The sequence below is a fragment of the Streptomyces sp. SLBN-8D4 genome (genome assembly GCF_049739545.1).
GTDB lineage: Bacteria > Actinomycetota > Actinomycetes > Streptomycetales > Streptomycetaceae > Streptomyces > Streptomyces canus_C.
Genome location: NZ_JBMGQC010000001.1, coordinates 9,335,299 through 9,358,177, shown reverse-complemented (window position 1 = coordinate 9,358,177; position 22,879 = coordinate 9,335,299). Strand labels below are relative to the sequence as shown.

At 71.3% G+C, this 22,879-nt stretch carries 18 protein-coding genes and 2 pseudogenes; 8 read left to right on the top strand and 12 right to left on the bottom strand.

Features of this window, described 5'->3' with window-relative positions; all coding sequences use genetic code 11:
- Window position 1: 1 nt before the first annotated feature.
- Window positions 2-1,969, bottom strand: coding sequence for a ricin-type beta-trefoil lectin domain protein (locus RKD20_RS42450; protein WP_424882388.1), 1,968 nt, complete (start codon window positions 1,967-1,969; stop codon window positions 2-4).
- A gap of 204 nt (window positions 1,970-2,173) precedes the next feature.
- Between RKD20_RS42450 and RKD20_RS42445 the strand changes: the two genes are divergently transcribed.
- Window positions 2,174-3,403: a glycosyltransferase gene (locus RKD20_RS42445; protein ID WP_424882387.1), complete on the top strand. Its 1,230-nt coding sequence runs from the start codon at window positions 2,174-2,176 to the stop codon at window positions 3,401-3,403.
- 87 nt (window positions 3,404-3,490) lie between these two features.
- Here RKD20_RS42445 and RKD20_RS42440 read toward each other — a convergent pair whose 3' ends face one another.
- Window positions 3,491-4,153, bottom strand: a complete 663-nt coding sequence (locus RKD20_RS42440) for a TetR family transcriptional regulator (protein ID WP_424882386.1) — start codon at window positions 4,151-4,153, stop codon at window positions 3,491-3,493.
- A gap of 184 nt (window positions 4,154-4,337) precedes the next feature.
- Here RKD20_RS42440 and RKD20_RS42435 point away from each other — a divergent pair, with 184 nt between their 5' ends.
- Window positions 4,338-5,582, top strand: a complete 1,245-nt coding sequence (locus RKD20_RS42435; protein ID WP_424882385.1) for a YncE family protein — start codon at window positions 4,338-4,340, stop codon at window positions 5,580-5,582.
- 129 nt (window positions 5,583-5,711) lie between these two features.
- Here the strand turns inward: RKD20_RS42435 and RKD20_RS42430 are convergent, their stop codons facing one another.
- The 3 genes and pseudogenes from RKD20_RS42430 to RKD20_RS42420 form a co-directional block, all read right to left on the bottom strand.
- The gene (locus RKD20_RS42430; protein WP_424882384.1) at window positions 5,712-7,571 is read right to left on the bottom strand and encodes a cellulase family glycosylhydrolase; all 1,860 of its coding nucleotides are present in this window, start codon (window positions 7,569-7,571) and stop codon (window positions 5,712-5,714) included.
- Window positions 7,572-7,648: 77 nt separating this feature from the next.
- Window positions 7,649-8,098 (bottom strand): annotated as a pseudogene (locus RKD20_RS42425) (GTP-binding protein); the annotation flags it as partial.
- 53 nt (window positions 8,099-8,151) lie between these two features.
- The gene (locus RKD20_RS42420) at window positions 8,152-9,423 is read right to left on the bottom strand and encodes an RNA-guided endonuclease InsQ/TnpB family protein (RefSeq protein ID WP_424883447.1); all 1,272 of its coding nucleotides are present in this window, start codon (window positions 9,421-9,423) and stop codon (window positions 8,152-8,154) included.
- 430 nt (window positions 9,424-9,853) lie between these two features.
- Here RKD20_RS42420 and RKD20_RS42415 point away from each other — a divergent pair, with 430 nt between their 5' ends.
- From RKD20_RS42415 to RKD20_RS42405, 3 genes are read left to right on the top strand one after another with little or no spacing between them, the layout of a single operon-like run.
- Window positions 9,854-10,330: a VWA domain-containing protein gene (locus tag RKD20_RS42415; protein WP_424882383.1), complete on the top strand. Its 477-nt coding sequence runs from the start codon at window positions 9,854-9,856 to the stop codon at window positions 10,328-10,330.
- Window positions 10,323-11,423 (top strand): XdhC family protein, encoded by a 1,101-nt coding sequence (locus RKD20_RS42410; RefSeq protein ID WP_424882382.1) that lies wholly within the window; start codon window positions 10,323-10,325, stop codon window positions 11,421-11,423. Before RKD20_RS42415 ends, RKD20_RS42410 begins: the two co-directional genes overlap by 8 nt.
- A gap of 53 nt (window positions 11,424-11,476) precedes the next feature.
- On the top strand, window positions 11,477-11,605 hold the full coding sequence (locus RKD20_RS42405) for a hypothetical protein (RefSeq protein ID WP_424882381.1): 129 nt from the start codon (window positions 11,477-11,479) through the stop codon (window positions 11,603-11,605).
- Here RKD20_RS42405 and RKD20_RS42400 read toward each other — a convergent pair.
- A complete protein-coding gene (locus RKD20_RS42400; RefSeq protein ID WP_424882380.1) occupies window positions 11,586-12,062 on the bottom strand; it encodes a hypothetical protein in 477 nt (158 codons plus the stop codon). The genes RKD20_RS42405 and RKD20_RS42400 overlap by 20 nt on opposite strands.
- Before the next feature lie 206 nt (window positions 12,063-12,268).
- Complete coding sequence (locus RKD20_RS42395; RefSeq protein ID WP_424882379.1) at window positions 12,269-12,784, bottom strand: metallophosphoesterase family protein; 516 nt, start codon at window positions 12,782-12,784, stop codon at window positions 12,269-12,271.
- A 312-nt stretch (window positions 12,785-13,096) separates the two neighbouring features.
- On the opposite strand from RKD20_RS42395, the gene RKD20_RS42390 reads away from it, so the two are divergent.
- A complete protein-coding gene (locus RKD20_RS42390; RefSeq protein ID WP_424882378.1) occupies window positions 13,097-15,052 on the top strand; it encodes a glycosyltransferase family 2 protein in 1,956 nt (651 codons plus the stop codon).
- Window positions 15,053-15,123: 71 nt separating this feature from the next.
- Here RKD20_RS42390 and RKD20_RS42385 read toward each other — a convergent pair whose 3' ends face one another.
- The 5 genes and pseudogenes from RKD20_RS42385 to RKD20_RS42365 all read right to left on the bottom strand — a co-directional run bounded on the left by RKD20_RS42385 (window position 15,124) and on the right by RKD20_RS42365 (window position 19,876).
- Complete coding sequence (locus RKD20_RS42385) at window positions 15,124-15,927, bottom strand: class I SAM-dependent methyltransferase (protein WP_424882377.1); 804 nt, start codon at window positions 15,925-15,927, stop codon at window positions 15,124-15,126.
- Between the two features lie 400 nt (window positions 15,928-16,327).
- Window positions 16,328-16,639 carry a hypothetical protein gene (locus RKD20_RS42380; protein ID WP_424882376.1) on the bottom strand — a complete coding sequence of 104 codons (312 nt, stop codon included), beginning with the start codon at window positions 16,637-16,639 and terminating at the stop codon, window positions 16,328-16,330.
- A gap of 76 nt (window positions 16,640-16,715) precedes the next feature.
- Window positions 16,716-16,892, bottom strand: coding sequence for a hypothetical protein (locus tag RKD20_RS42375; protein ID WP_424882375.1), 177 nt, complete (start codon window positions 16,890-16,892; stop codon window positions 16,716-16,718).
- Between the two features lie 154 nt (window positions 16,893-17,046).
- A pseudogene (locus RKD20_RS42370) lies at window positions 17,047-17,384 on the bottom strand (CBS domain-containing protein).
- Between the two features lie 47 nt (window positions 17,385-17,431).
- Window positions 17,432-19,876 (bottom strand): SpoIIE family protein phosphatase, encoded by a 2,445-nt coding sequence (locus RKD20_RS42365; RefSeq protein ID WP_424882374.1) that lies wholly within the window; start codon window positions 19,874-19,876, stop codon window positions 17,432-17,434.
- Between the two features lie 195 nt (window positions 19,877-20,071).
- On the opposite strand from RKD20_RS42365, the gene lanKC reads away from it, so the two are divergent.
- Window positions 20,072-22,699: a class III lanthionine synthetase LanKC gene (gene lanKC / locus RKD20_RS42360; RefSeq protein WP_424882373.1), complete on the top strand. Its 2,628-nt coding sequence runs from the start codon at window positions 20,072-20,074 to the stop codon at window positions 22,697-22,699.
- Between the two features lie 60 nt (window positions 22,700-22,759).
- Window positions 22,760-22,876, top strand: coding sequence for a SapB/AmfS family lanthipeptide (locus RKD20_RS42355; RefSeq protein ID WP_020117173.1), 117 nt, complete (start codon window positions 22,760-22,762; stop codon window positions 22,874-22,876).
- The last annotated feature ends 3 nt before the right edge of the window (window positions 22,877-22,879 follow it).

Genomic DNA, 22,879 nt, shown 5'->3' with positions numbered 1-22,879 from the left:
GTCAGCTCAGCGTCCACTTCTGGTTGGCCTGGCCGTTGCACGACCACAGCACCGTCTGGGTGCCGTTGGCGGTCCCCGCGTTGTAGGCGTCCAGGCAGAGACCGGCGTTGACGTTGGTGATCGTGCCGTCGCTGTTGACGTTCCACTTCTGGTTGTTCTGGCCGTTGCAGTCCCAGATCACGACCTTGGTGCCGTTGGTCGTGCCGAGGTTGTAGGCGTCCAGGCACTTGTTGCCGTAGACCACGAGTTCCTTGCGGGAGGTGTACGTCCACTGCTGGTTCTGGCCGCCGTTGCAGTCCCACAGCTCGGCCTGGGTGCCGTTGCCGATGGTGTTGTCGTAGAGGTCGAGGCAGCGGCCCGACTGGGTGCCCACGGCGAGGGTGCTGTCGGTGCCGGGCAGCGGGTGGACCGTGATGTCGGCGAGTGTCGGGGCGCCCGTGAAGGTGAGCGTGTTGGTGGCGCCCTTGGACAGGCCGGCCTGGACCGAGACGGTGCCCTGGGAGGAGCCGGTGGGCGGGAAGGAGACCGTGGTCGCGCCCTGGCCGTTGACCTTGAGGGTCGCGGTGCGGGGTGCCGAGGTGTTGTTGGTGTAGGCGATGTCGACGGTCTTGATCCCGGTGTTCCCGGCGACCACTCCGGAGAAGCTCGACGTGCCGGTGTAGGTGCTGCTCGCGGCCTCGGTGCCGCCGGTGACCGTGAGCATCACCGAGCCGCCGGCCGGAACGCTGCTGGTGTAACCCGTGCCGTACGAGCCGACGTCGGCGCGCGCCCACAGGTCACGGACGGAGGCGTTCGCGCCGGTGAGGCCCAGGTCGGACCAGCGGACGGTGATGTTCTGGGCGGCGGAGGTGCGGTTGAGGAGGACGACGGCACGGTTGCCGGTGCCGGACAGGACCTTGCCGTAGACCTGGAGTCCGGTGGTGTCCTCGGCGACCTTGACGCCCTGGAGACCGCGCGGGTCCTGGTCGACGGCGACGACCTCGGGGTTCTTGAGGATGTTCGCGGTCTCGGTGGTCATGGTGGCCAGGTTGTTGCCGGCCAGGAGCGGGGCGCCGGACACGGCCCACAGGTTCATGTGGGTGCGGTTCTGGGCGGCGGTGAAGCCGTCCATGCCGACCATCAGCATGTCCGGGTCGTTGTAGTAGCCGGTGTGCTGGGCGGTGGGGTGGAGGTTGCGGTCGTAGTTGGTCAGCAGGTTCGTCATCGACGGCTTGTTGCCGTAGAAGATGATGTCGTCGTTGGTCCGCCACATCGCGCCCTGCCCCGGGGCCCAGTTCCACGGGTTCTGGCGGCCCCAGTTGCACAGCGACAGGGTCATCGGCCGACCCGTGGTGGCGGTGGCCCTGGTGATCGCGTCGCTGATCGACTGGTACGTCGTCTTCGCGTCGAGTCCCTCCGCGTCACCGCCGCACCAGTCGACCTTCACGAAGTCGAAGCCCCATTGGGAGAACTGGAGCATGTCCTGGTCGTAGTGGCCCTCGCTGCCGGAGCCGGGGGCGGCGGGGCGGCCCGTCGGGTAGTAGTAGCCGCAGCCGTCCTTGCCCGCGTCCGTGTAGATGCCGGCCTTGAGGCCCTTGCCGTGGATGTAGTCGGCGATGGCCTTCATGCCGCCGGGCCACTCGGACTCGTCGACGGTGATGTTCCCGGCGCTGTCGCGCGTGCCCTGCCACCAGCCCTCGTCGATGTTGATGTACTTGTATCCCGCCGCCGGGAGGCCGGACGCGACGAACGCGTCGACCTGCGCCTTGATGACGCTGTAGTCGATCTTCGCGGCGAAGCTGTTCCACGAGGCCCAGCCCATCGGTGCCGAGGGCACCGGTATCTGCCGGGAGGTGGCGGCCTGCGCCGGGGCCGGCGGGGCGAGGAGCAGTGCGGCGCAGGCGGTCAGGGCGAGGACGAGAGCGCGGACGGTCGCGGCTCGGAAGCGTCCTGCGAGACCTCTGCGGGTCGTTCGCGGCGGGGGGTACATGCGGCTCCTTCGGCGGGGGGACACCGACATATGGTCGATATTTCGAACGCGGGCCGGTGATTCGAACATCGTGCGCGCTGAAGCTAGAGCCACGTGAGGGTGAAGTCAACGGCTGCGACAAGGGTGAACTGGCCTGAGAGCACAGGCCCTTCGTGCGGGACAGCCGCCCGCGGCGCCATACTGTCCGGCGTGCGAGTAGCGATCATGACAGCGGGTTCCCGGGGCGACGTGGCCCCGTTCACGGGGTTGGGGCACGGTCTGGCACGGGCCGGCCACGAGGTCACCCTGGTCACCCACGAGCGCTTCGAGCCGCTGGCGACGCGGGCCGGCATCGGCTTCCACGCGCTGCCGGTCGATCCCCGGGCGGAGCTGGAGTCCTCGCGCGGGCAAGCGCTGCACCGCAGCACGACCGGAGTGGGCAAGATGGTGCGGGTGGTCGCGATGGCCCGGTCCCTGGCCGGGCGGATGGCGGACGAGCTGGTGACAGCCGCCCGGGCGAGTGACGCACTGCTCCTGTCCGGATCGGTGGCCCCGCTGGGCCATGCCGTCGCCGAGGGCCTGAGACTGCCCAGCCTCGGGCTCAACCTCCAACCCCTCGCGGCCACCCGGGAGTTCGCACCACCCATGCTGGGCGTCGGCTCCTGGGGGCCGTTCGGCAACCGGGTCGCCGGGCTGGGCCTGAACCTGGCGGTGGAGCAGGTCTTCGGCGCGGCCCTCCCGCCGGTCCGGGCCCGCCTCGGTCTGCCCCCGCTGGGTACGGCGGCGGCACTGCGCATCCGCGAGCGGCAGGGCTGGCCGGTCCTGCACGGCTTCAGTCCCCGGGTGGTCGCCCGGCCCCGCGACTGGCGGTCCGGACTCGACGTGGCGGGCTACTGGTGGCCGTACGACGGCGACGCCCCGCTCCCCCACGACCTGCGGGCATTCGTAGAGGCCGGCCCTCCCCCGGTCTTCGTGGGCCTGGGCAGCGCGACCGTACCCGAACCCGCGCGCCTCAGCGCCGAGATCGTACGGGCGCTGCGCCGGGCCGGGCTGCGCGGTGTGATCCAGCGCGGCTGGGCGGGTCTGACGGCGACGGGGGACGACCTGCTGACCATCGACGAGGTACCCCACTCCGCGCTGTTCCCCCACATGGCGGCGGTCGTGCACCACGCGGGCGCGGGCACGACGGCCGCGGGCCTGCGCGCGGGAGTTCCGGCGGTGCCGGTGCCGATCCAGTTCGACGAGGGCTTCTGGGCCGCACGGCTGGTCGCCCTGGGCGTGGCCCCGCGCGCCCTGCCTTTGCGGCAGCTGACCGCCGAGGCGCTGGGGGAGGCACTGGTCCGGGCGACGAAGGACGCGGGACATCGGGAGCGGGCGCGGACGCTGGGCGCACACATCCGGGCGGAGGACGGCGTGACCCCCGTGGCGGAAGCGGTGAACCGACTGGAAGGCTGACGACGGCGTCGTTTCGGGGACACCGTCGGCCGGGTCGAACGCCGACGTGGCCGCGTGGGACGGGACCGCCCCCGAGCACCGCCCCCCTCACCCCGGGGCCGGCTCCCACCCCGCCGGCCGGAGAATCCCCAACAGCTGCCCCACCAGCTCCTCCACGACCTCGTCCAGCGTCGCGTCCACCCACCCCGCGCTCCAGTCGTGCAGCAGCCCGTTCACACTGCCGATGAACCCGGTCGCCGCGAGCCGGTAGTCCCGCGGGGCCGCCTCCCCCCGCCCGACGGCCCGGTTCGCCTCGGCGCACACCAGGTCGACCCAGTGCGACCGGCGGGCCAGCCGTTGCTGCTCCAGACGCGGACTGACGCCGATGATCTCCACGAAGGTGATCCGCACACGGCGTGGATCGGAGGTGACGTTCGCCGCGTAGGCGCGGAAGATCGCGGCCGCGCGCTCGGCGAGCGGCAGGTGGTCGGCGTCGGCCACCGCGGCCACCACGGCCGCCGTCGCCCAGTCGTTGACCTCCAGGTGAAGCGCGGCCAGGACGTCCTCGAGGGTGCGGAACTCCTCGTAGAACTGGCGGGTGGAAAGGGCCGCGGCCTCGCTGAGGGCCGCGACGGTCGTGCCGCGGTAGCCGGGAGCGTCCCCGAAGAGCTGGAGGGCCGCGTCCAGGAAACGGCGGCGCCGCTCGGCCTGCCGCTCCGCGGCCGTCTTGCCGCCGTAGCGACCGGTCGGGGCCTTGAGCCTGCCCGTCACCGCACCTCCCACCCGGGCCGGCACGTCCGGCCTTCCGTATGAGCGCCAAGTTTGTCGCGTACGCAGTCTTGTGGAGAAGGGCCCCCCTTCCTTACTTTTCAGTAAGTTGACTCTGAAAGCACCCGTCTTCAGTTTTGCCGCCTTGGCATGCCCCCGTCATGAGCCGCCCAGAGGGAGACCCGTCATGCCTGTTCTCAACCCCAGACACCTGTGTGCCATGGCCGCAGCCGTCGTCCTGACCGTCACCGTCCCCGCGACCGTGGCCTCCGCCGCGGACACCGCCGCCCTGCGCGAGGTGCTGTTCGTGGGCAACAACTGGGACGGCACCGCCGACGTCATCAAGTCCTCCGGCGACCTGGCGAAGATCGGCCGGATCAACGTCGTCCCCGACAAGGACGCGCGGATGGCGGAGATCAACGCCGACCCGATCAAGTGGATCTACTTCATGGCGATCCGCAACAGCGTCGGCGAGGGCCACGACCAGTTCGTCGACGACATGTACTCCACGCCGGACGGCAGGTCGGTGGTCGTCTCACGGCCGAGCTTCGCGGACGTGGTCTCGATCGACCTCGCCACCGGGAAGATCAACTGGCGCTTCAAGGTCTCGGGTTACCGCGCCGACCACATGGCGGTCTCCCCCGACGGCACCCGGGTCGCGGTGTCGGCCTCCACCGCCAACACCGTGCACGTGCTGAACATCAACACCGGACAGCAGCTCGGTTCGTTCGCCACCGGCGACAAGCCGCACGAGAACATCTTCACCAGGGACGGCAAGTACATCTGGAACATGGCGATCGGTGACGTGAACACCGACTCGGACGCGCCCTGGCTGGACTGGACGAAGGGCGACCGGCACATCACGGTGGTGGACGCGACCACCTACAAGCAGGTCAAGACCATCGACATGCGGGACAAGCTGAACGCGATCGGCCTCACGGACTACTCCGACGCCGTCCGGCCCGCCGTGTTCTCGCCGGACGAGTCCAAGCTCTACTTCCAGGTGTCGTTCTTCAACGGCTTCTTCGAGTACGACCTCGCCACCGACAAGATCACCCGTACGAAGACCCTGCCGAAGAACCCGGCGACCAGCGACGACCGCACCACCATGGTCAACGACTCGCGCCACCACGGCCTGTCGATGAGCCCGGACGGCAGCAAGCTGTGCGTCGCGGGCACGATGGACGACTACGCGACCGTCGTGAACCGGACCACCCTCCAGGAGGGCCCGCTCGTCCCCGCCTCGAAGCCCTACTGGGCGACCGTCAGCGGTGACGGCAAGAGCTGTGTCGTGTCCGAGAGCGGTGCCGACCAGGTCACCGCGATCGACTTCGCGACCGGCCAGAAGACGGCGTCCGTGCCGGTGGGCGACCATCCGCAGCGGGTGCGACTGGGCCACGTGGCCGCGGACTGGACCAGCCCCTCCTCGTAGGCCGCGGGAATCCGGAGCGTCGGAAGCCGGGTACCGCCTCCGGGAGGAGGCGGTACCCGGCTTCGTGTGTCGGACCGGGCCAGACGGCTCCGGAGGGGCCGGCCGCCGGACAAGCCGGCCCCGCCGTGCTCAGCCGATCTTCTGGGCCACCCAGGTGGCGAGTTCCGACTTGGCCGCGCTCAGCTGGGACGCCGAGGGCGAGGTCGCCCCGTTGGTCACCAGCGCGTAGTGCAGGACGCCGGAGTCCGCGTCGGTGAGCAGCAGGCGGCGGCTGCCGGTGCCGCCCGGTTCGACCGCCGCGCCGACCGGGGTGGACGAGGTGTAGGACGGCGGGCCGTACACCGTGCCCAGGTCGGAGACGACGGTGGTGGCCGCGGTCGGGAAGGAGGCGGGCAGATGGAGTTCGGTGGGCGCCGAGCCGCTGCCCGAGCGCCACACGAGCACGGAGTACTGGCCGGACCCGACCAGTGACGAGACGTTGGGCAGGCTGCTCGGCACCGGGTTCCAGGTCAGGGTCGTGGAACCGTCGCGTGAACGGTCCTCGTAGGTGAAGGCGACCGTGGAGCCGGAGGTGGCGCTCGGGTAGACCCGGTCGAGGAGCCGGGCGTCCTGGCGCAGTACCGCCGCGCCCGAGTCGTTCAGCTTCACGGCGGACAGGTCCTCGCCGTTCCAGGCGTCGCCCGAGGTCATGACCTTGTCGGGGTTGTCGTTCATCAGCTCGTGGTGACGGCCGTTGTAGATGTCCCACTGCCACTGCGTACCGGAGAGGACCGCTCCCGAACCGGCGGGCGTGGACCACCAGTTGGCGCCCTTCACCCGGGAGTCGAGGGCCTGGTACATGGCCTTGAGGACGGTGGGCGCCTTGCCTGCGGTCGAGCCGTTCAGCGGGTGCCCGAACTCGCTGACCACGGCCGTGGTCCCGGCCGCCGCCGCACGGTCGCGGACCGTGCCGAAGTCACCGACGTACTGGCCGTCGGAGGCGTTGCCCCACATCAGGATGCCGGAGATGGCCTTCTGGTCGTAGAAGTGGGTGTTGAAGACGTACCGGGAGCCGAGCGTCCCGGCGTCGAGGAGGCCGCCCTCCTCCTTGCTGACGTTTCCGTTCCAGAAGAGGTTCGGCTCGACCAGGGCGGGCTTGTCCGTCCAGCCCGCCGCGTCCATCCGGGCCCGGAACTTCACGTAGAAGGGCCACAGCAGGTCGCGTTCCCAGGTCCGGCTGTTCTGCCCGGAGTCGTAGCCGCCGGCGTAGGGCTCGTTGTAGGGGTCGAAGCCGACCACGCCGGCGAACTCCTCGCCGGCGAGGTTCGCCTTGAGGTAGGCCATGGTCTTCTGGGCGGTGGCGAGGAAGGAGTCCTGGAGGCCGTACCTGTTGTGCCAGAAGTCGTACTGGCCGGCCTTCACCGCGCCGTTCTGGGTGATGTTCTGGCCCCACATGATGCAGATGCCACAGGACTCGGCGGAGTAGTTGCCGAGCGCCACGGCCCAGGCGGGGGCGCCGTCGCCGGTGTACCAGCTGCCCGAGTTGAACAGCCAGCGGGAGTACAGGTCCTGGTGGAAGTCGGGGTAGACCCGGATGCCCGCGTCGAGGAAGGCCCGCATCTGCGCGGTGGCGTTCGCCAGGTACGTGGTGTCGACCTGGCCCTTCACCGGCTCCGCGTAGGCCCAGGAGAGCAGGAACCGCACGGAGTTGCCGCCGCCGAGGGCTCTGAGCGCGGTGGCCGACTTCCTGGCGTCGGCGACCGAGGCGAAGGGCAGGCCCTTGTTCTCGGCGAGCTTGGTCTCGCCGGAGACGTTGTAGCCACGCAGCACGACCTCGCGGCCGTTGCCGTCGACGAACCGTCCGTTCTGGACGGTGAGGGGGGTGTCGTCGAACGAGAGGGAGTCGGTGAGGGCGTCGGCGGGGGCGGGCCGGGCGCCCGCGACCGTCAGGAATCCACAGAGGACAACCAGAACAACGAGCAGACGTGCGCGTTTATTCGGCATGTCCATTACAGTCCGACCATTTCGGTACAACGTCAACACCATCTGACTGATGAGTAAGTTTCACTTTCGTCGCATCTGACACCTCATCCGCCGACTCGACGTGTCACGTTCAACAGATACTCCTGCCGGTTGAGGGGGTTGTGATCACTGCGTGGGCGTCGCGGAACGGTTCCGTGGGAGACCGGCGCGTAGTGGTCGAAGCCGGTCTCCAACTCCCCCTCGCCGCGCGTCAGTCCGGGCAGCCGCTGCTCCAGTCCGTGCACCCGGGCGGCCGGCACCGCCCCCTCCAGGACACACAGGTCGCCCGCGGTCCGCGTCGTCTGCGGTACGGCCCGCAGCGCGGCCAGCACCGGCAGCAGGGCGCCGAGGGTGTCGGCCGGGGCCTCGACGCGGAACCGGTGCATCGGCTCGTACACCCGGGTGCCCGCCCGGCGCAGCGCCTCGACGAGGACCAGCGGGGTCGGGCCCCGGAAGTCGGCTCCGGTGCTGGACATGCTCTTGTCGAAGCCCTGGTGGGCGTGGCTCTGCCGGGGGCATTGACATGCTCCTCGCCCTGAAGGGCGAGGTTCCGGCCTTCCCTGACTGGCTACTGTGACGCTACGTGGCACAGTAGCCAGTCAGGGAATCCGTGGCTTCCTGTTTCTTCGCGCTGCGCCAGAACGGGTTCTGGTCTTACCGGCGCTCCGCAGGCTGATACCGCCAGTCCGGCGGCCGTTTTGACGTTGATCGCGGCGTTGGTGTCCCGGTCGTGGACAGTGCCGCAGGCGCTGCATGTCCATTCCCGGACGCCGAGGGGTTTGGGCCCGTCCTTGACTCCACAAGTGGAGCAGGTCTGTGAGGTCGGTGTGAACCGGCCGATCTTGACCAGGGTGCGGCCGTACCGTTCCGCTTTGTATGCCAACATGCCGATGAAGGATGACCATCCGGCGTCGTGCACGGACTTGGCCAGCCTGGTGCGGGCCAGGCCGGCCACCGAGAGGTCCTCCACGACGATCCCTTGGTTCTCGGAGATCAGCCGCGTGGAGAGCTGGATGGGGGTCCCCCCGCGCGAGCGCAGCCGAGCGTGGGGGAGGAACTCACGGCGGGCGTCAGCGACTCCGGCGTGGGCGCGGGCGACCTTCAGGCGGGCCTTGGCCCGATTCTTGGATCCCTTCTGCTTGCGGGACAACTCCTTCTGGGCATTCTTCAGTTTCTTCTCCGCGCGCCGCAAAAAGCGCGGGGAGTCGATCTTCGTGCCGTCGGACAGGACCGCAAAGTGGATCAGGCCGAGATCGATGCCGCTGATGCGGTCGCTCTCCGGCATCCGCATCGCGTCGGCGGCGGGGTCGGTGTCAATGACGAAGGAGGCGAAGAATCTGCCGGCCGCGTCCTTGACGACGGTGACGGAGGTGGGGGTGCTGGGCAGCGTGCGGGACCACTTCACCTTCACCGCGCCGATCTTCGGCAGCTTCAGACGGCCACTGCCGGTGATGCTCCAGCGAGCGTTGGCAGTGAACCGGATCGGCTGCCGGGCATCCTTACGGGACTTGAACCGTGGTGCTCCCGCCTTCCGTCCCTTGCGCTTGCCTTTGAGGGACTCGAAGAACTTGCGGTACGCGCTCTCGGCGTCCCGCAGGGACTGCTGGAGCACCACCGCGGAGACCTCACCCAGCCAGGACCGCGCGGCAGTCCGTTTCGCCTCCGTGATCAGCCGCGTGGACAGCTGACCGGCCGTCGGGAAAGGCTGCCCGGCCTTACGGGCGTCCTCACGGGCACGCACCGCGTCGTTGAACACGACACGGGCGCACCCGAACGCCCGGACCAGCGCGGCCTGTTGCGTGGCATCGGGGTACATGCGGAAGCTGTACCGGAGCTGTATGGCGATCACACTAGGCACGTCGAACCCATGTCGTCACCGGGAACGTGTGAACGATCCGTCACCGTCGCGAGCAGGGTCTGGCTCCGCCGGAACGAGACCGCGACACGGCGTCGCAACCACAAGATTCGCTTCACCCCGGCCTGAAGGACTCTGCTGAGAATTCCGCGAATCGGGCTGTCAGGCCGCGAGTGTGAGGGCTTCGAGGTGGGAGGTGCGGGTGGCGCCGAGTGGGTGCCGGTCAGCCATCGGTCGATGCGGATGATGTTGATCGCGGTGCCGGCGAAGGCGTGACCGAGGCGGGTCGCCAGCAGGTTGCGGTAGCGGGTGCAGCGGAAGGTCGGTGACTTGGACGGCCTGGGAGATCGTGCCTTCGACCCCGGCCGCACCAGCTCCCCGGCGGTCGATCTTGTTGACGAAGACCAGGGTCGGGATGCGCAGCCGCTCCAGGGTCCGCATCAGGACCCGGGTCTGCGCCCCAGGGGTTCACCGTCGCCACCCGGCTGACCGCGTCACCCGCGAGCTCTCGCACCGCGATCCGACCGGGCGATGGCGGCGCTCGCCGCCGCGGTGCCCGACTGGCGCGGGGGTACCCGGCTCGGTGAGCTGCGTGCGCGGGTTCCTGGACCGCTGGGAGCAGCGGGGGACGGCTCGCGGGGCGGTCGTGGTGGTGCTGTCGGACGGCTGGGAGCGTGGCGATCCGGAGCTGCTCGCGGCCCGGATGCGACGCTTGCACCGGCTGGCGCACCGGGTGATCCGGGCCGCGCCGCTCAAGGCGCGCCCCGGTTACGCGCCCCTGGCCGTCGGGATGGCGGCCGCGCTGCCGAGCGTGGACGCGTTCGTCGAGGGGCACGGCCTGGCCGCGCTGGAGCGTCTGGCGGCGGTGGTGAAAGGAGCCGGCGATGCGTGACATCCTCCCGGTGCTGAACGGCTGGTACACGGCAGGGCTGCCGTTCGGACTGGCCACGGTCGTCTCCACGAGCCGCAGCGCGCCGCGCGATCCGGGCGCGGCCATGGCTGTCGGCCCGGACGACGAGGTCGTCGGCAGTGTGTCCGGCGGCTGCGTGGAGGGGGCCGTCTTCGAACTGGCCCAGGAGGTCGTGGCGAGCGGCGAGGCCCGCCTGGAGACCTTCGGCTACAGCGACGAGGACGCGTTCGCGGTCGGACTGACCTGCGGCGGGGAGATCACCCTGCTCGTCCGGTCCGTGACGGCCGCCGGCGACCCCGCGTTCGCCGAGATCGCGGAGTCGGTCGCCGCGGGCCGCCCGGTGACCGTGGCGACGGTGGTGGACGGCCCGGCGCCCCGCGGTGCCACGCTCGCCGTGTGGCCGGACCGCGTCGCGGGCACCCTCGGCACCACCGGCCTCGACGTGGCGGTCACCGCCGACGCGCGCGGTGAACTCGCTCTGGGCGCCACGGGGTTGAGGCACTACGGCCCGCGCGGGGAGCGGCGCGAGGACGCGGTCGGCGTCTTCCTGCACTCCTTCGCCCCGCCGCCGCGCATGCTGGTCTTCGGCGCGATCGACTACGCCGCCGCGGTCGCCCGGATCGGCGCCTTCCTCGGCTACCGGGTCACGGTCTGCGACGCCCACCCGGTCTTCGCCACGCCGAAGCGCTTCCCGGCGGGCGTGGAGGTCGTCGTGGACTGGCCGCACCGCTACCTCGGCGGCACCGCCACCGACGATCGCACGGTGATCTGCGTCCTGACCCACGACCCGAAGTTCGACGTGCCCCTGCTGGAGGAAGCGCTGCGCCGGCCGGCGGCGTACATCGGGGCGATGGGCAGCCGCCGTACGCACGACGACCGGATGAAGCGGCTGACCGCATCGGAGCTCACCGAGGCCGAGCTGTCACGGCTGCGCTCGCCGGTCGGACTGGACCTCGGGGCCCGTACGCCCGAGGAGGTCGCCGTGTCCGTGGCCGCCGAGATCGTCGCCCTGCGCTGGGGCGGCAGCGGGGTCCCGCTGACCGCGACGGCGGGGGCGATCCATCCGTCCTCGTGAAGCCTGCCTGTTCGTGAAGCCTGCCTGTTCGTGAAGCCTGCCGGGAGGAAGTCATGGAACCGCACCACGAGTTCACCGTGCCCGTCCCGGTCGACGAGGCGTGGCGGACGCTCGTCGACATCGAGCGGGTCGCGCCCTGTATGCCCGGGGCATGGTCGAGGACTACGACGGCAAGACCGTGACCGGCTCCGTGAAGATCAAGGTCTGGCCGATCACCGTGACGTACTGGGGGACCACCGTCTTCGAGGAACAGGACGAGGCCGCGCACCGCATGGTGCTGATCGCGAGCGGCAGGAAGATCCGCGGCCAGGGCGCCGCGCGGGCCTCGGTGACCGGCTGGTCGGCCGGTTCGCCGTGTGTCTGGCGGAGCGGCTGGGCGAACGCGAGGACGCCCCGGAAGCGGCCCGGCCGGCCCTGGAAGCCGACGACGAACCGCTCGACCTGCTGCGCGCGATCGGCGTACCGGTCGCCAAGCGGTCGGCGGCCGCGCGGGCGGCCACCGCCGTCGTGGTGGTCGCGGTCACGGTGGTCGCGGTCGCGCGGATACGACGACGGATTCGAAAAGTTTGAGGCGCAAAAGTGTGAGGCGCGCTCGAAGGGGTAGTCGCCGAGTACGGGAGAGGGCGTCCGAGCCCTCACCCCGCCTCCATCGGGAAGGAGGTCCGTGAAAGCGCACACTCGCAGCGTCCGGGCCGCTTCCTTGTACACGGAGCGGCCCGGATCTCATGAGCGCCGGTGGGCCGGTGCGAGCGCGCCCGGCAGCGGAGTCAGCGCCGGCACGGCGGCGGCCGCGTAGAAGCAGGCCGCGCCGAGGGCCACGGCGTAGCCGCCATGTATCCGTCGTATCAGCCGGCACTGACAGTGCGGGCCGGCAGGCGGAGCAGCGTCACGTCCGTGAGACGGCCGTCCGACACGGTGGCCGTCATGTAGGTGCAGTGGGGCTGGCGGCGGCGGTCGGTCGGCGAGCCGGGGTTGAGCAGCCGCAGTCCGCCGGGGGCGGTGGTGTCCCAGGGAATGTGGCTGTGGCCGAAGACCAGGACGTCGGCGTCGGGATACCGGGCGGCGCAGCGGGCCTCGCGCCCCTGGGCGGCACCGGTCTCGTGGACGACGGCGAAGCGCAGGCCGCCCAGCTCGACGTACGCCACCTCGGGCAGCCTGGCGCGCAGCTCGGGCCCGTCGTTGTTGCCGTGGACGCCGACCAGCCGTGCGCTGCGGCTCTCCAGCAGGTCCAGGGTGGCGATGTCCACCCAGTCTCCGGCGTGGAACACGACGTCGGCGCGCGGGAGTTCGGCGAGCAGCGGGGCCGGGAGCTGCTTGGCACGCTTGGGAAGGTGGGTGTCGGACATCAGCAACAGGTGCACGGCGTCACCCTAGAGGGGTGCGAGGCCGGCCCCGGTCATCTGCGGGGCGCGCCTGTGCCTGCCTCGAAGTCCGTGTCGATGTCGCGGAACCGGCGACGCCCGTCTGCCATCTTCATCAACGCAGTACCACGATCGCGGCGTCGGCCGTCGCCGCCTCGCCGCCGCGGGTCCGCAGCGCGTCGCGCCGTCGCCCAGTGTGCCGGCGGTCAAGGCAGCCTGCTGCCACGGCACTTGCTCGGCAGCGTTAACATCGGCGCACAACGCGTCAATCCGTGACGTAAGCCACAAGCCACCCAAGGAGTCCGGACACCGATGCCGGTCAAGGTCAGCGTCGTCATCCCCGTCTACAACCCGGGGAACTACATCGAGGACTGCGTCGCCTCGCTGCGCAGGCAGTCCCTGCCCCCGGACGAGTTCGAGGCGATCTTCGTCGACGACGGTTCGACCGACGACACGCCGGCCCGGCTCGACGCGCTGGCCGCCGAGGTCGAGAACATCACGGTCATCCACCAGGAGGCCTCCGGCTGGTCGGGCAAGCCCCGCAACGTCGGGATCGAGGCCTCCCAGGGCGAGTTCGTCATGTTCGTCGACAACGACGACTACCTCGGCGACGAGGCCCTGGAGCGGATGTACGACTACGCGGTCGCCCACGGCGCCGACGTGGTCGTGGGCAAGATGGCCGGCCAGGGCCGGGGCGTCCCGGTGGAGCTGTTCCGCCGCAACCACCCCCGCGCCACCGTCGACAACGCCCCGCTGATCGACAGCCTGACCCCGCACAAGATGTTCCGGCGGGCCTTCCTCGACCGGATCGGTCTGCGCTTCCCCGAGGGCAGGCGCCGCCTGGAGGACCACGTCTTCGTCACGGAGGCGTATCTGCGCGCGGACAACGTCTCCGTGCTCAGCGACTACGTCTGCTACTACCACCTCAAGCGCGACGACGCCTCCAACGCGGGCTTCCAGCGCTTCGACCCGGTGGGGTACTTCGCGAACCTGCGCGAGGCGCTCGACGTCGTCGAGAAGTACACCGAGCCGGGGCCGACCCGCGACCGGTTGTTCCGTCGCTGGCTGCGCAACGAGATGGTCGAGCGGATGCGCGGCAGGCGGCTGCTCGCCGCGCCCGAGGACTACCGCAAGGAGCTCTTCACCGAGATCCGCGGCGTGGTCGTCGAGCGCTTCGGCCCCGGGGTCGCGGCCGGTCTCCAGCCCACCCAGCAGGTCGTGGCCGCGCTGATCGCCGACGGCCGGCTCGACGACCTGGTCGCCTTCGCGGAGTGGGAGGCCTCCGTCGCGTCCGTCGTCGAGCCGGACGGCGTCGAGTGGGACGGGGGTGTGCTGCGGGTCGGCCTGTCCGCCGAGCTCGCGTCCGGCGGTACGCCGATGACGTTCCCCGCCGAGGGCAGCTCCGCCCCGCTCACCGAGCCGCCGGCTTCCGTGGCGGAGGCCGTGGACCGGGTCGGCGCCCACAGCGTGGCCGGTTTCAAGCGCGCCACGGTGGACCTGCTGCTGCGGGAACGCTCCAGCTCCGCCCAGTACTTCCAGCCGGTGGAGTTCACCCGGGAGACCGTTCCGGCGCAGGACGGCCGGGTGCGGCTGGTGCTGCGGGGCACGGCAGCCCTGGATCCGGCCACCGCGGCCGACGGCGGCCCCCTCGACGCCGGGCTGTGGGACGTGTTCGTCCGCGTCAAGCTGGGCGGCTGGACCAAGCAGTCCCGGCTGGGGCCGGTCTCCCTCAGGGGACGTACGGCCGCGGACGCCGGTGTGGCGGGCGGCCGGGTCGTGCTGCCGTACTGGACCGCGAAGCAGGGCACCCTCGCCCTGGACGTCGACATGGCGGGCGAGCGCCTGGAGCTCGGGCGGGTCACGCCCGGGGAGGTCACGGTCACCGGTGACCGCGTCGAGGTGCCGGTGCCCTTCCACGTGCCCGGTGACACGCCGGTGCTGCTCAAGCTCACCGGTGGTTCCGGCGCCGCGCCCGCCAAGGAGGTGCCCGGCACCCTGCGTCCCAAGGGCTCCGCGGCCCTCCTGGAGGCGGTGCTGCCGGTGGGCGACCTGACCGGAGGGGCCTGGCGGGTCGCGCTGAGCCCGGCGCCCGACGCCGAGGAGCCCCGCTTCCATCCGCTGCCGTTCACACTGCGGGTGAAGGGTGGCAGCGTCCAGGTCGTGGCCGTGCGCCCGCCCCGGAGGCCCGCCGCCGGACAGCCGCTGGTCCGCAGGGCGAGGCGGCTGGCCGGAAAGCTGGTCCGCCGGCTCAGGGCACGCGGCAGGTAGAAGCCGGGCCGCAGGGCGAAACAGAGCCGGGGAGGACGCGTCCGCGTCCTCCCCGGCTCTGTGCGCTCGGCTCAGCCGGCGTCGCTGAGCTGCTGCAGGCTGGTGCGCAGGTGCTCCCAGCTGCGGTCCCGCTTGCTGCCGCGGTTGCGGGCGTTCACCAGCGCCTTCCAGAAGGCGGCGTCGATCAGCGTCTCCGGCTTGATCGCCACGGTCCGCTCCAGGACCGTCTCCGGCACCTTCTGCGGGTCGGGGACCACGTACTCCGCGATGATCTCGTCGTACTTGTCCTTGAGCACCGTGTTGGTCGGGTCCGCGCCGAAGACGACGAGCTGCCCGGTGGGCTCGGTGTCGACCAGGACCGTCACCAGGTCGGGCCGGTAGCGGTTCAGGACCTCGATGACCTTGTAGACGTCACCGGTCCAGGCGTTGGTGTGCCGGTCGCGGGCCGCCTCGTCCACGTTGCGCGGGAGCATGTCGTCGAAGACGATCACGCTGGCCCAGTCCGCGTACTTCTCGACGTTGATGAAGTCGCGCAGCGCGTACTCGAACAGGTGCATTCCGTCGATGAACGCCAGGTCGAGCGTGACGTCCTTCCAGTAGCCGAACGGGCTGCGGTTGCGGACGATGTTGCGCAGCGGGTGGCGGCCGCCCTTGAGGTGCTGCAGCGGGTTCTCGCGCGCGAAGAAGTCGTCGCTCGTGGCCTTCGCCAGATGGACGTCGCAGCGGATCTCCGAGACCACCTTGAACGCCGGGTCGATCGCGATGCTCGGTACCCGGGAGAACGTCAGGCTGCGGCCGTCGTTGACGCCGATCTCCAGGTAGTTCCGGTTCGCGCTGGCTTTGTGGAGCCCCCGCAGGAACTCGTGACGTTTCACTGGGAATTCTCCTTGCGGATGTGTGGCAGTGCTTCGTGCAGGGCGGACCGCCGGTCCCGGTGCGAGGCCGGCGCGACCTCCGTCCACCGTCGTGCCCTAGGGCGCTGTAGGCGGGGCGTGGTGCGGGCCCGCTCACGGCCCCGCTGCTGATGGGGCCGTCCCGGTCCGGGTCGGCCGAGGTGCCGGGACAGTCCCCGCCCCGGTCCGTACCGGCTGCCCGGGCCGGAACCGGTTTCCGTGGAACATACCTGCTGTGAGCTTCCCATGACAGGACTTCGCGCCGAGGAGCGTGATCCGGAGGGAAAAGACGGGCAAAGTGCGGAAAGACGGAGGGTGGCGCTCCGGGTGAGGGGCGCGGTGCCGGGCTCGTCGGCGCGGACGGATGCGGCGGCAAGGAGACTCATGAAGAGATCCGCACCTCGCCGTGGTCTCCACGGACAGGGACGGGGCGGTGACGCAGGGGCACGCCCGCCAGGTGCCGGCGGGCGTAGGCGATGTCCAACTCGCCTCGCCGGAACGGCTCGATGGCCCGTACGGCGTCGGGGAGGACGGGCGGGCACAGAGGCACGCCATGGTGGGCGCGGTCGTTCCCGGGCTGCTCCGGCTCTTCCTCCGGGCCGAACCCGGGTCTGTCGCCGACGATCACCTGAACCTGGGTGGCCCTCACGTCGGTGAGGGAATCCAGGCCGCCGGACAGCGCGAGAGCCTTCATCTGCGCCACCCTAGCCCGGATCAGGAAGAACCAGCCATGGCAGGGGTGCGACTTGGGAGTGGCGCGGGGTGGACGCTCAGTCCTCGCCGCGGAAGATGTTGTCCTCTCCCGTGTGCGACGTGGTGGGTCCGACCCGGTCCGCCACCGCGGGCAGGCAGGTCCGCAGGTCTCCCTTGCCGTGCAGGCGGCGGGCCCTGGACCAGCCCGACTCGGGCCGGCGTGCGACGGATTTCTGAACGGTCTGCGGGGTCACGGCGGTTCACCGTCCTTCCATGCTGCCCTCCGGGTCCCCCGGAGGGCGCGGGACAAACGGACCGGGTGACCCGTCGGCCCCTCGCCCCGCACACACATTCGTCGAGGAACCAGGGCGCCGGAACTTGACGGCCCGCCGAACCGGCCTGCCAGGCTCAGGTGTTGGGCCGTGCCACGCTGACGTCGCCCAGAGCCGATCCGGGATCGCGTTCCATGGCCGTGTCGCCGAGGGAGACGATGCCGACGGCGTGACGGCCACCAGGTCGTCGCTGCACGCGCCGGCCACGGTGATCTGTTCCGGGTCGCAGCCCTCGGCCAGGGAGCGCACGACGAGGTCGCGGTCGGTGGCCAGGCCGCGCAGTTCGTCGCCGTCGCTGACCAGGACGGCGCCGAGGTCCTGGTCGCGCATGATCCTGGCGACGGCCGTCACGGAGGTCTGCGGTTCCACGATGACCGGGGCGCTGGTCATGATGTCGCTGACGTGCTGAGTCATGACGTACCTCGCCGTCTGCGGGGACGGTCCGCTCCGGGTACCCCTCCTCAGCCGTCGAGCGCGATCTCGCTCCACACCTGTTTGCCGCCGCTGACGGGGACGCTGCCCCAGACCGCCGACACGGCCTCGACGAGCAGGATGCCGCGGCCCCCGGTGGCCTCCCACCCGATGTTGGTGGGCTTGACGGGGGTGCGCGGCGAGGTGTCGGCGACGGAGACGCGCAGCCGCCTGCCGATGAGGGTGAGGTCGAGGCGGACCTGGCCGCCGGTGTGCACGAGGGCGTTGGTGACGAGTTCGGAGACGACGAGCAGGGCGGTGTCCATGGCGTCCTCGGGGACGCCCCAGACGCGCAGGGTGCGACGGGTGAAGCGGCGGGCGTGCCGGGCGGCCTCGGGGACCCGCCAGACCGTCCAGGTCTCCCGGAGCGGGTGGGTGGCCATGCCGTCGTAGCGCAGCAGGAGCAGGGCGACGTCGTCGCTGCGGCGGGCGCCGCCGAGCAGCACGTCCGCGACGAGGCCGAGGTGACCCGGGTCGGACACGCCCAGCCCGTGCGCGAAGCGGTCCATGCCCACGTCGATGTCGGCCTCGGTGGACTCGACGAGGCCGTCGGTGGTCAGGGCGACCACGGTGCCGGGGCGCAGCCGGAGCGGGGTCATGGGGAAGTCGGCCTGGGCCACCACGCCGAGCGGGGGGCCGCCGTCGCTCTCGGCGATCTCGGTGCTGCCGTCGGGGTGGCGCAGCACCGGCGGCAGATGTCCGGCGCGGACGCACCAGGCGGTGCCCTCCTCCATGTCGAGGTCCACATAGGTGCAGGTGACGAAGAGGTCGGTCTCCAGGTCCATGAGGAGGCGGTTGGCGTGGGCGACGACGACGTCCGGGGGGTGGCCCTCCACGGAGTAGGCGCGCAGGGCGGTGCGCATCTGGCCCATGAGGGTGGCGGCGGCGGCGCTGTGGCCCTGGACGTCGCCGATGACCAGGGCGACGTGGTTGTCGGGCAGCGGGATCACGTCGTACCAGTCGCCGCCGAGCTCCAGGCCCGCGGTGCTGGGCAGATAGCGGGCGACGGCGACCGCGCCGGGCAGGTGGGGCAGCCGGCGCGGCAGCAGCTGGCGCTGGAGCATGCCGACGAGTTCGTGCTCGGCGTCCAGGGCGTGGGCGCGCATCAGCGCCTGTCCCGCGAGACCGGAGGAGGCGGTGAGCAGGGCGCGTTCGTCGGCGTCGAAGTGGTGCGGGGTGTCCCAGCCGATGAGGCAGGCACCGGCCATGCGGCCCGCGGCGGGCAGCGGCAGGACGGCGAGGCCGCCGGGGCCGACCTCGGCGAGAGCGGGTTCGAGGACGGTGCCGGCCGGCCAGATCTGGGCGCGGCCCTCCCGCAGGGCGGTGGCCAGGGTGGGCATGGCCCGGACGGGTGCCTCGGGCCACTCGCTGCGCCACTCCAGGCGCCACAGCTCGGGCCAGGACTCCGGTTCGGGCGGGTCGAGGACGGTGACGACGAGCCGGTCGTTCTCCAGCTCGGCGAGGGCGATGCGGTCGGCCCGGAGCGGGGCGCGCAGGGCGGAGACGACGGCCTGGCTGACGTCGCGGACGGTGCCGGCCATGGCGAGGGCGGCGGCCAGGCGCTGGACGCGGGCCACGTCGGTGACGTCGGAGCGCAGGGTGGAGGCGTCGGCGACGGTGCCCACGAGCCGGGCGGGGCGGCCGTCGCCGGCCGGCATGCGGCCGCGCAGCCTGAGCCACTTGGGCGGCCCGGAGGGCTGGAGGATGCGGAACTCCAGCTCACGGTCGCCGACGGACAGGTGACCGGCCTCGAACAAGGACATCAGCGAGGGCAGGTCCTCGGGCACGGTCAGGCCGAGCAGGGTCTCGATCCTGCCGTCGAAGGCGGCCCGGCTCAGGCCGAACAGCTCCAGGATCGCGTCGCCGACCTCGACCCGGCCGGTGTCGACGGCGAGGCTGAACGCGTTGGAGCCCAGTTCCGCACCCTCCGGGGCGGGGACGGGCACGGGGCAGACGACCGCGTCGGCGATCAGTTCGAGGCACTTGCGGTCCTCGTCGTCGAAACCGTGCGGGTCCTCGCTGACGGCGACGAGGCAGGCCCGGCTGTCGTCACCGTGCGCGGGCAGCACGGCCAGGTGGAAGTCCCGCCGGGCCACCCTGCGGGACTCGGCGCAGCCGGCGAGTTCCTCCGGACCGAGGAAGACCGGCCGGCCCGAGCGGTACGCGTCGGCGGGCGGGGAGTCGCCGGAGCCCGCATAGCTGTCGCGCAGCCCGTAGACCGTCCGGGGGACGCCGGCCGACTCGACGAGGTACAGCTGGTCGCCGTCCTCACCGGGCCGGTACACGGCGGCGAGGGTCGCCCCGGTGAAGACGAGCGCCTGTTCCAGGACGCGGCGCAGCCTTTCCGGCGATTCGGGACCGTCCGTGAGCGAGGTCAGGGCGTTTTCGGCACGCAGTGCTCTCGTTTTGCGTCCCGTAGCGCCCTCACTCACCACTTGGCCATTACAGCGCTAATACGGCACGTGCGCAGCCCCTGTGAGCGTTCCGTGGAGCGCCCCCGGCCCCCGCGCTCGAAACCCCTCGAACAAATCTTGACGCATGCGTTTCGCACGGTGATCTCGTGACAGCCGTGACTGTCCGTGGCCACCTCCGCGCTGGAAGGCTCTGGGGCGGGCCAAGAAGGGGGACGCATGGACAAGCGCTACGAGGTGTACGCGCTCGCCGACAGACACTTCTACGAGACGCCCGACCGGATCTCCGCCGGTGAGGCGCCCGTCTACGAGACGGCGCGCCGCGCGGTGCCGGCCGGCTGGGACGCGGCACGCATCGGTGACTGGCTGACGCTGACTCCGCTCGGCGCGGACGGGAAGCCGGCGCCGGGCCCCTCGCAGGGCTGGAAGATCCACGCCTCGGCCACCCGGGCGAACGCGGAGCGGATCGCCGCGATCGTGTGGGACTACTGCGTGCCCCGGCGCATCTCGTTCAAGTTCGTTCCGGGCCCGCATCTGCTGCACCTGCGCAACACCAAGTACGCGGCCCGCGACACCAGCGGCAAGTTCGTCACGATCTACCCGGCCGACGAGGAGCAGCTGCACGAGGTGCTCCGTGACCTGGGCAAGCTCCTGGAGGGCTTCGAGGGGCCGTACATCCTCACCGATCTGCGCTGGGACGAGGGCCCGCTCTACGTCCGCTACGGCGCGTTCGCGCGCATGTTCGTCGTCGACGACCGGGGCTCACTGGTGCCGGCGGTGCGGGACGGCGAGGGCAAGCTGGTGCCGGACCGGCGCGAGCCGTCCTTCCAGGTGCCCGACTGGGTGACCCTCCCGGACTTCCTGAAGCCGCATCTGGAGGCGCGCAACACCACGACGGTCGGCGAGCTGCCGTACAAGATCGAGAAGGCACTGCACTTCTCCAACGGCGGCGGGGTCTACACGGGCACCGACACCCGCGACGGGCGCAAGGTCGTCCTGAAGGAGGGCCGGCCGCACGCGGGCCTGGCCGCCGACGGGGCGGACGCGATCGCCCGGCTGGAGCGGGAGAAGGACGCCCTGGAGCAGGTGGCGGGAACGGGCGTGGTGCCCGAGGTGCGGGACTGGTTCACCCTCGGCGACCACCGGTTCCTCGTCATGGACTTCCTGGAGGGGCGCCCGCTGAACTCGTTCTTCGCCGAGCGGCATCCGCTGCTCGGTCCGGACCCCGATCCGCAGGCCGTCGCCGACTACACGGCGTGGGCGGTGCGGATCCACGGGGCGGTGGAGCGGGCCGTGGAGGCGGTGCACACGCGCGGGATCGTCTTCAACGATCTGCACGTCTTCAACATCATGGTCGGCCCCGACGAGGCGTCGGTCTCCCTGCTCGACTTCGAGGCGGCGGCCCCGGTCGAGGAGAACGGCCGCCAGGTGGTCGCCCACCCCGGCTTCTTCGCCCCGCCGGACCGCAAGGGCATCGACGTCGACCGCTACGCCCTGGCCTGTCTGCGGATCGCCCTGTTCCTGCCGGTGACCACGCTGTTCGTGGTCGACCGCGGGAAGGCGGCCCATCTGGCCGAGGTGATCCTGCGTCAGTTCCCGGACGTGCCCAAGGAGTTCCTCGACGAGGCGGTCGCGGAGATCACCCGGGACATCGCCACCGACACCGGCGGCGAGCGTACGACCCCGAAGGCGGTGCCGTCCTTCGTCGAACCCGGCGACTGGCCCTACAGCCGCGACTCCATGGTCAAGGCGCTCCTCGCCTCGGCCACCCCGGAGCGCGAGGACCGGCTCTTCCCCGGTGACATCACGCAGTTCAACGACGGCGGCGGCCTCGGGCTCGCGCACGGCGCGGCCGGGGTGCTGTACGCACTGGACGCGGTCGGCGCGGAGCGGTACGAGGAGGGCGAGCGCTGGCTCCTGGCCCGCACCGCGCCCCCGCCCACGGGCACACCGCTCGGGCTCTACGACGGTCTCGCGGGCGTCGCCCACGTCCTGGACCGGCTCGGACACCGGCAGCGCGCCCTCGACCTGGTCGAGCGCGTCCTCGCGGAACGCTGGCAGAACCTCGCCTCCGACCTGCACGGCGGCCTGGCCGGGCTCGGCCTGGTCCTCGGCGAACTGGCCCGCACGACCGGCGAGTCGGAGCTGCGGGAGCGGGCCGCCGAGGCCGCCGACGTCCTCGTACGGCGGCTCGCGCAGCCCCTCGCGGACACCCCCAGGCGGCGCCGGGCCGGTTTGCTGCGAGGGTGGACCGGGCCCGCGCTGTTCCTGCTGCGGCAGTACGAACACACCCATGAGCCCCTGCTGCTGAGGGCGGCCGAGGTGGCGTTGCGCAGGGATCTGGAGTGCTGCGTGACGCACCCGAGCGGCTCACTGGAGGTGGACGAGGGCTGGCGGACGCTGCCCTACCTCGGCGAGGGAAGCACCGGCATCGGGATGGTCCTGGACGACTACCTCGCCCAGGGCGCCGACACCGAGGGCGAGTTCGAGCGGGCGCGCGCCGGGGTGCTGACCGCCGCCACCAGCCGCTTCTACGTCCAGCCCGGTCTCTTCCAGGGCCGTGCCGGGATGATCCTGCACCTCGCCCGCACGGACACCCCCGGCACGACCCGCGAGCGGCTCGCCGAACAGATCGACGGGCTCGGCTGGTTCTCCATGGACTACCAGGGCCAACTGGCCTTCCCGGGCCACCAGATGATGCGGCTGTCGATGGACCTGGGCACCGGAACGGCAGGGTGCCTGCTCGCGCTCGGCGCGGCCCACGCGGCCCCCGGCGCCCCGGCCACCGCACACCTGCCGTTCCTGCCGCCGCTCCGGCGGCCCCACGAACGCGGTTCCGCGATGTGACGGAGCCGTGAACCCAACCCCGTCCCCACGGGTGGACGACACCGAGGAAAGGAAACCGAGATGGCACTTCTCGACCTGCAGACGATGGAGTCCGACGAGCACACCGGCGGCGGCGGCAACAGCACCCTGAGCCTGCTGTCCTGCGTCAGCGCCGCGAGCGTCACGCTCTGTCTCTGACGG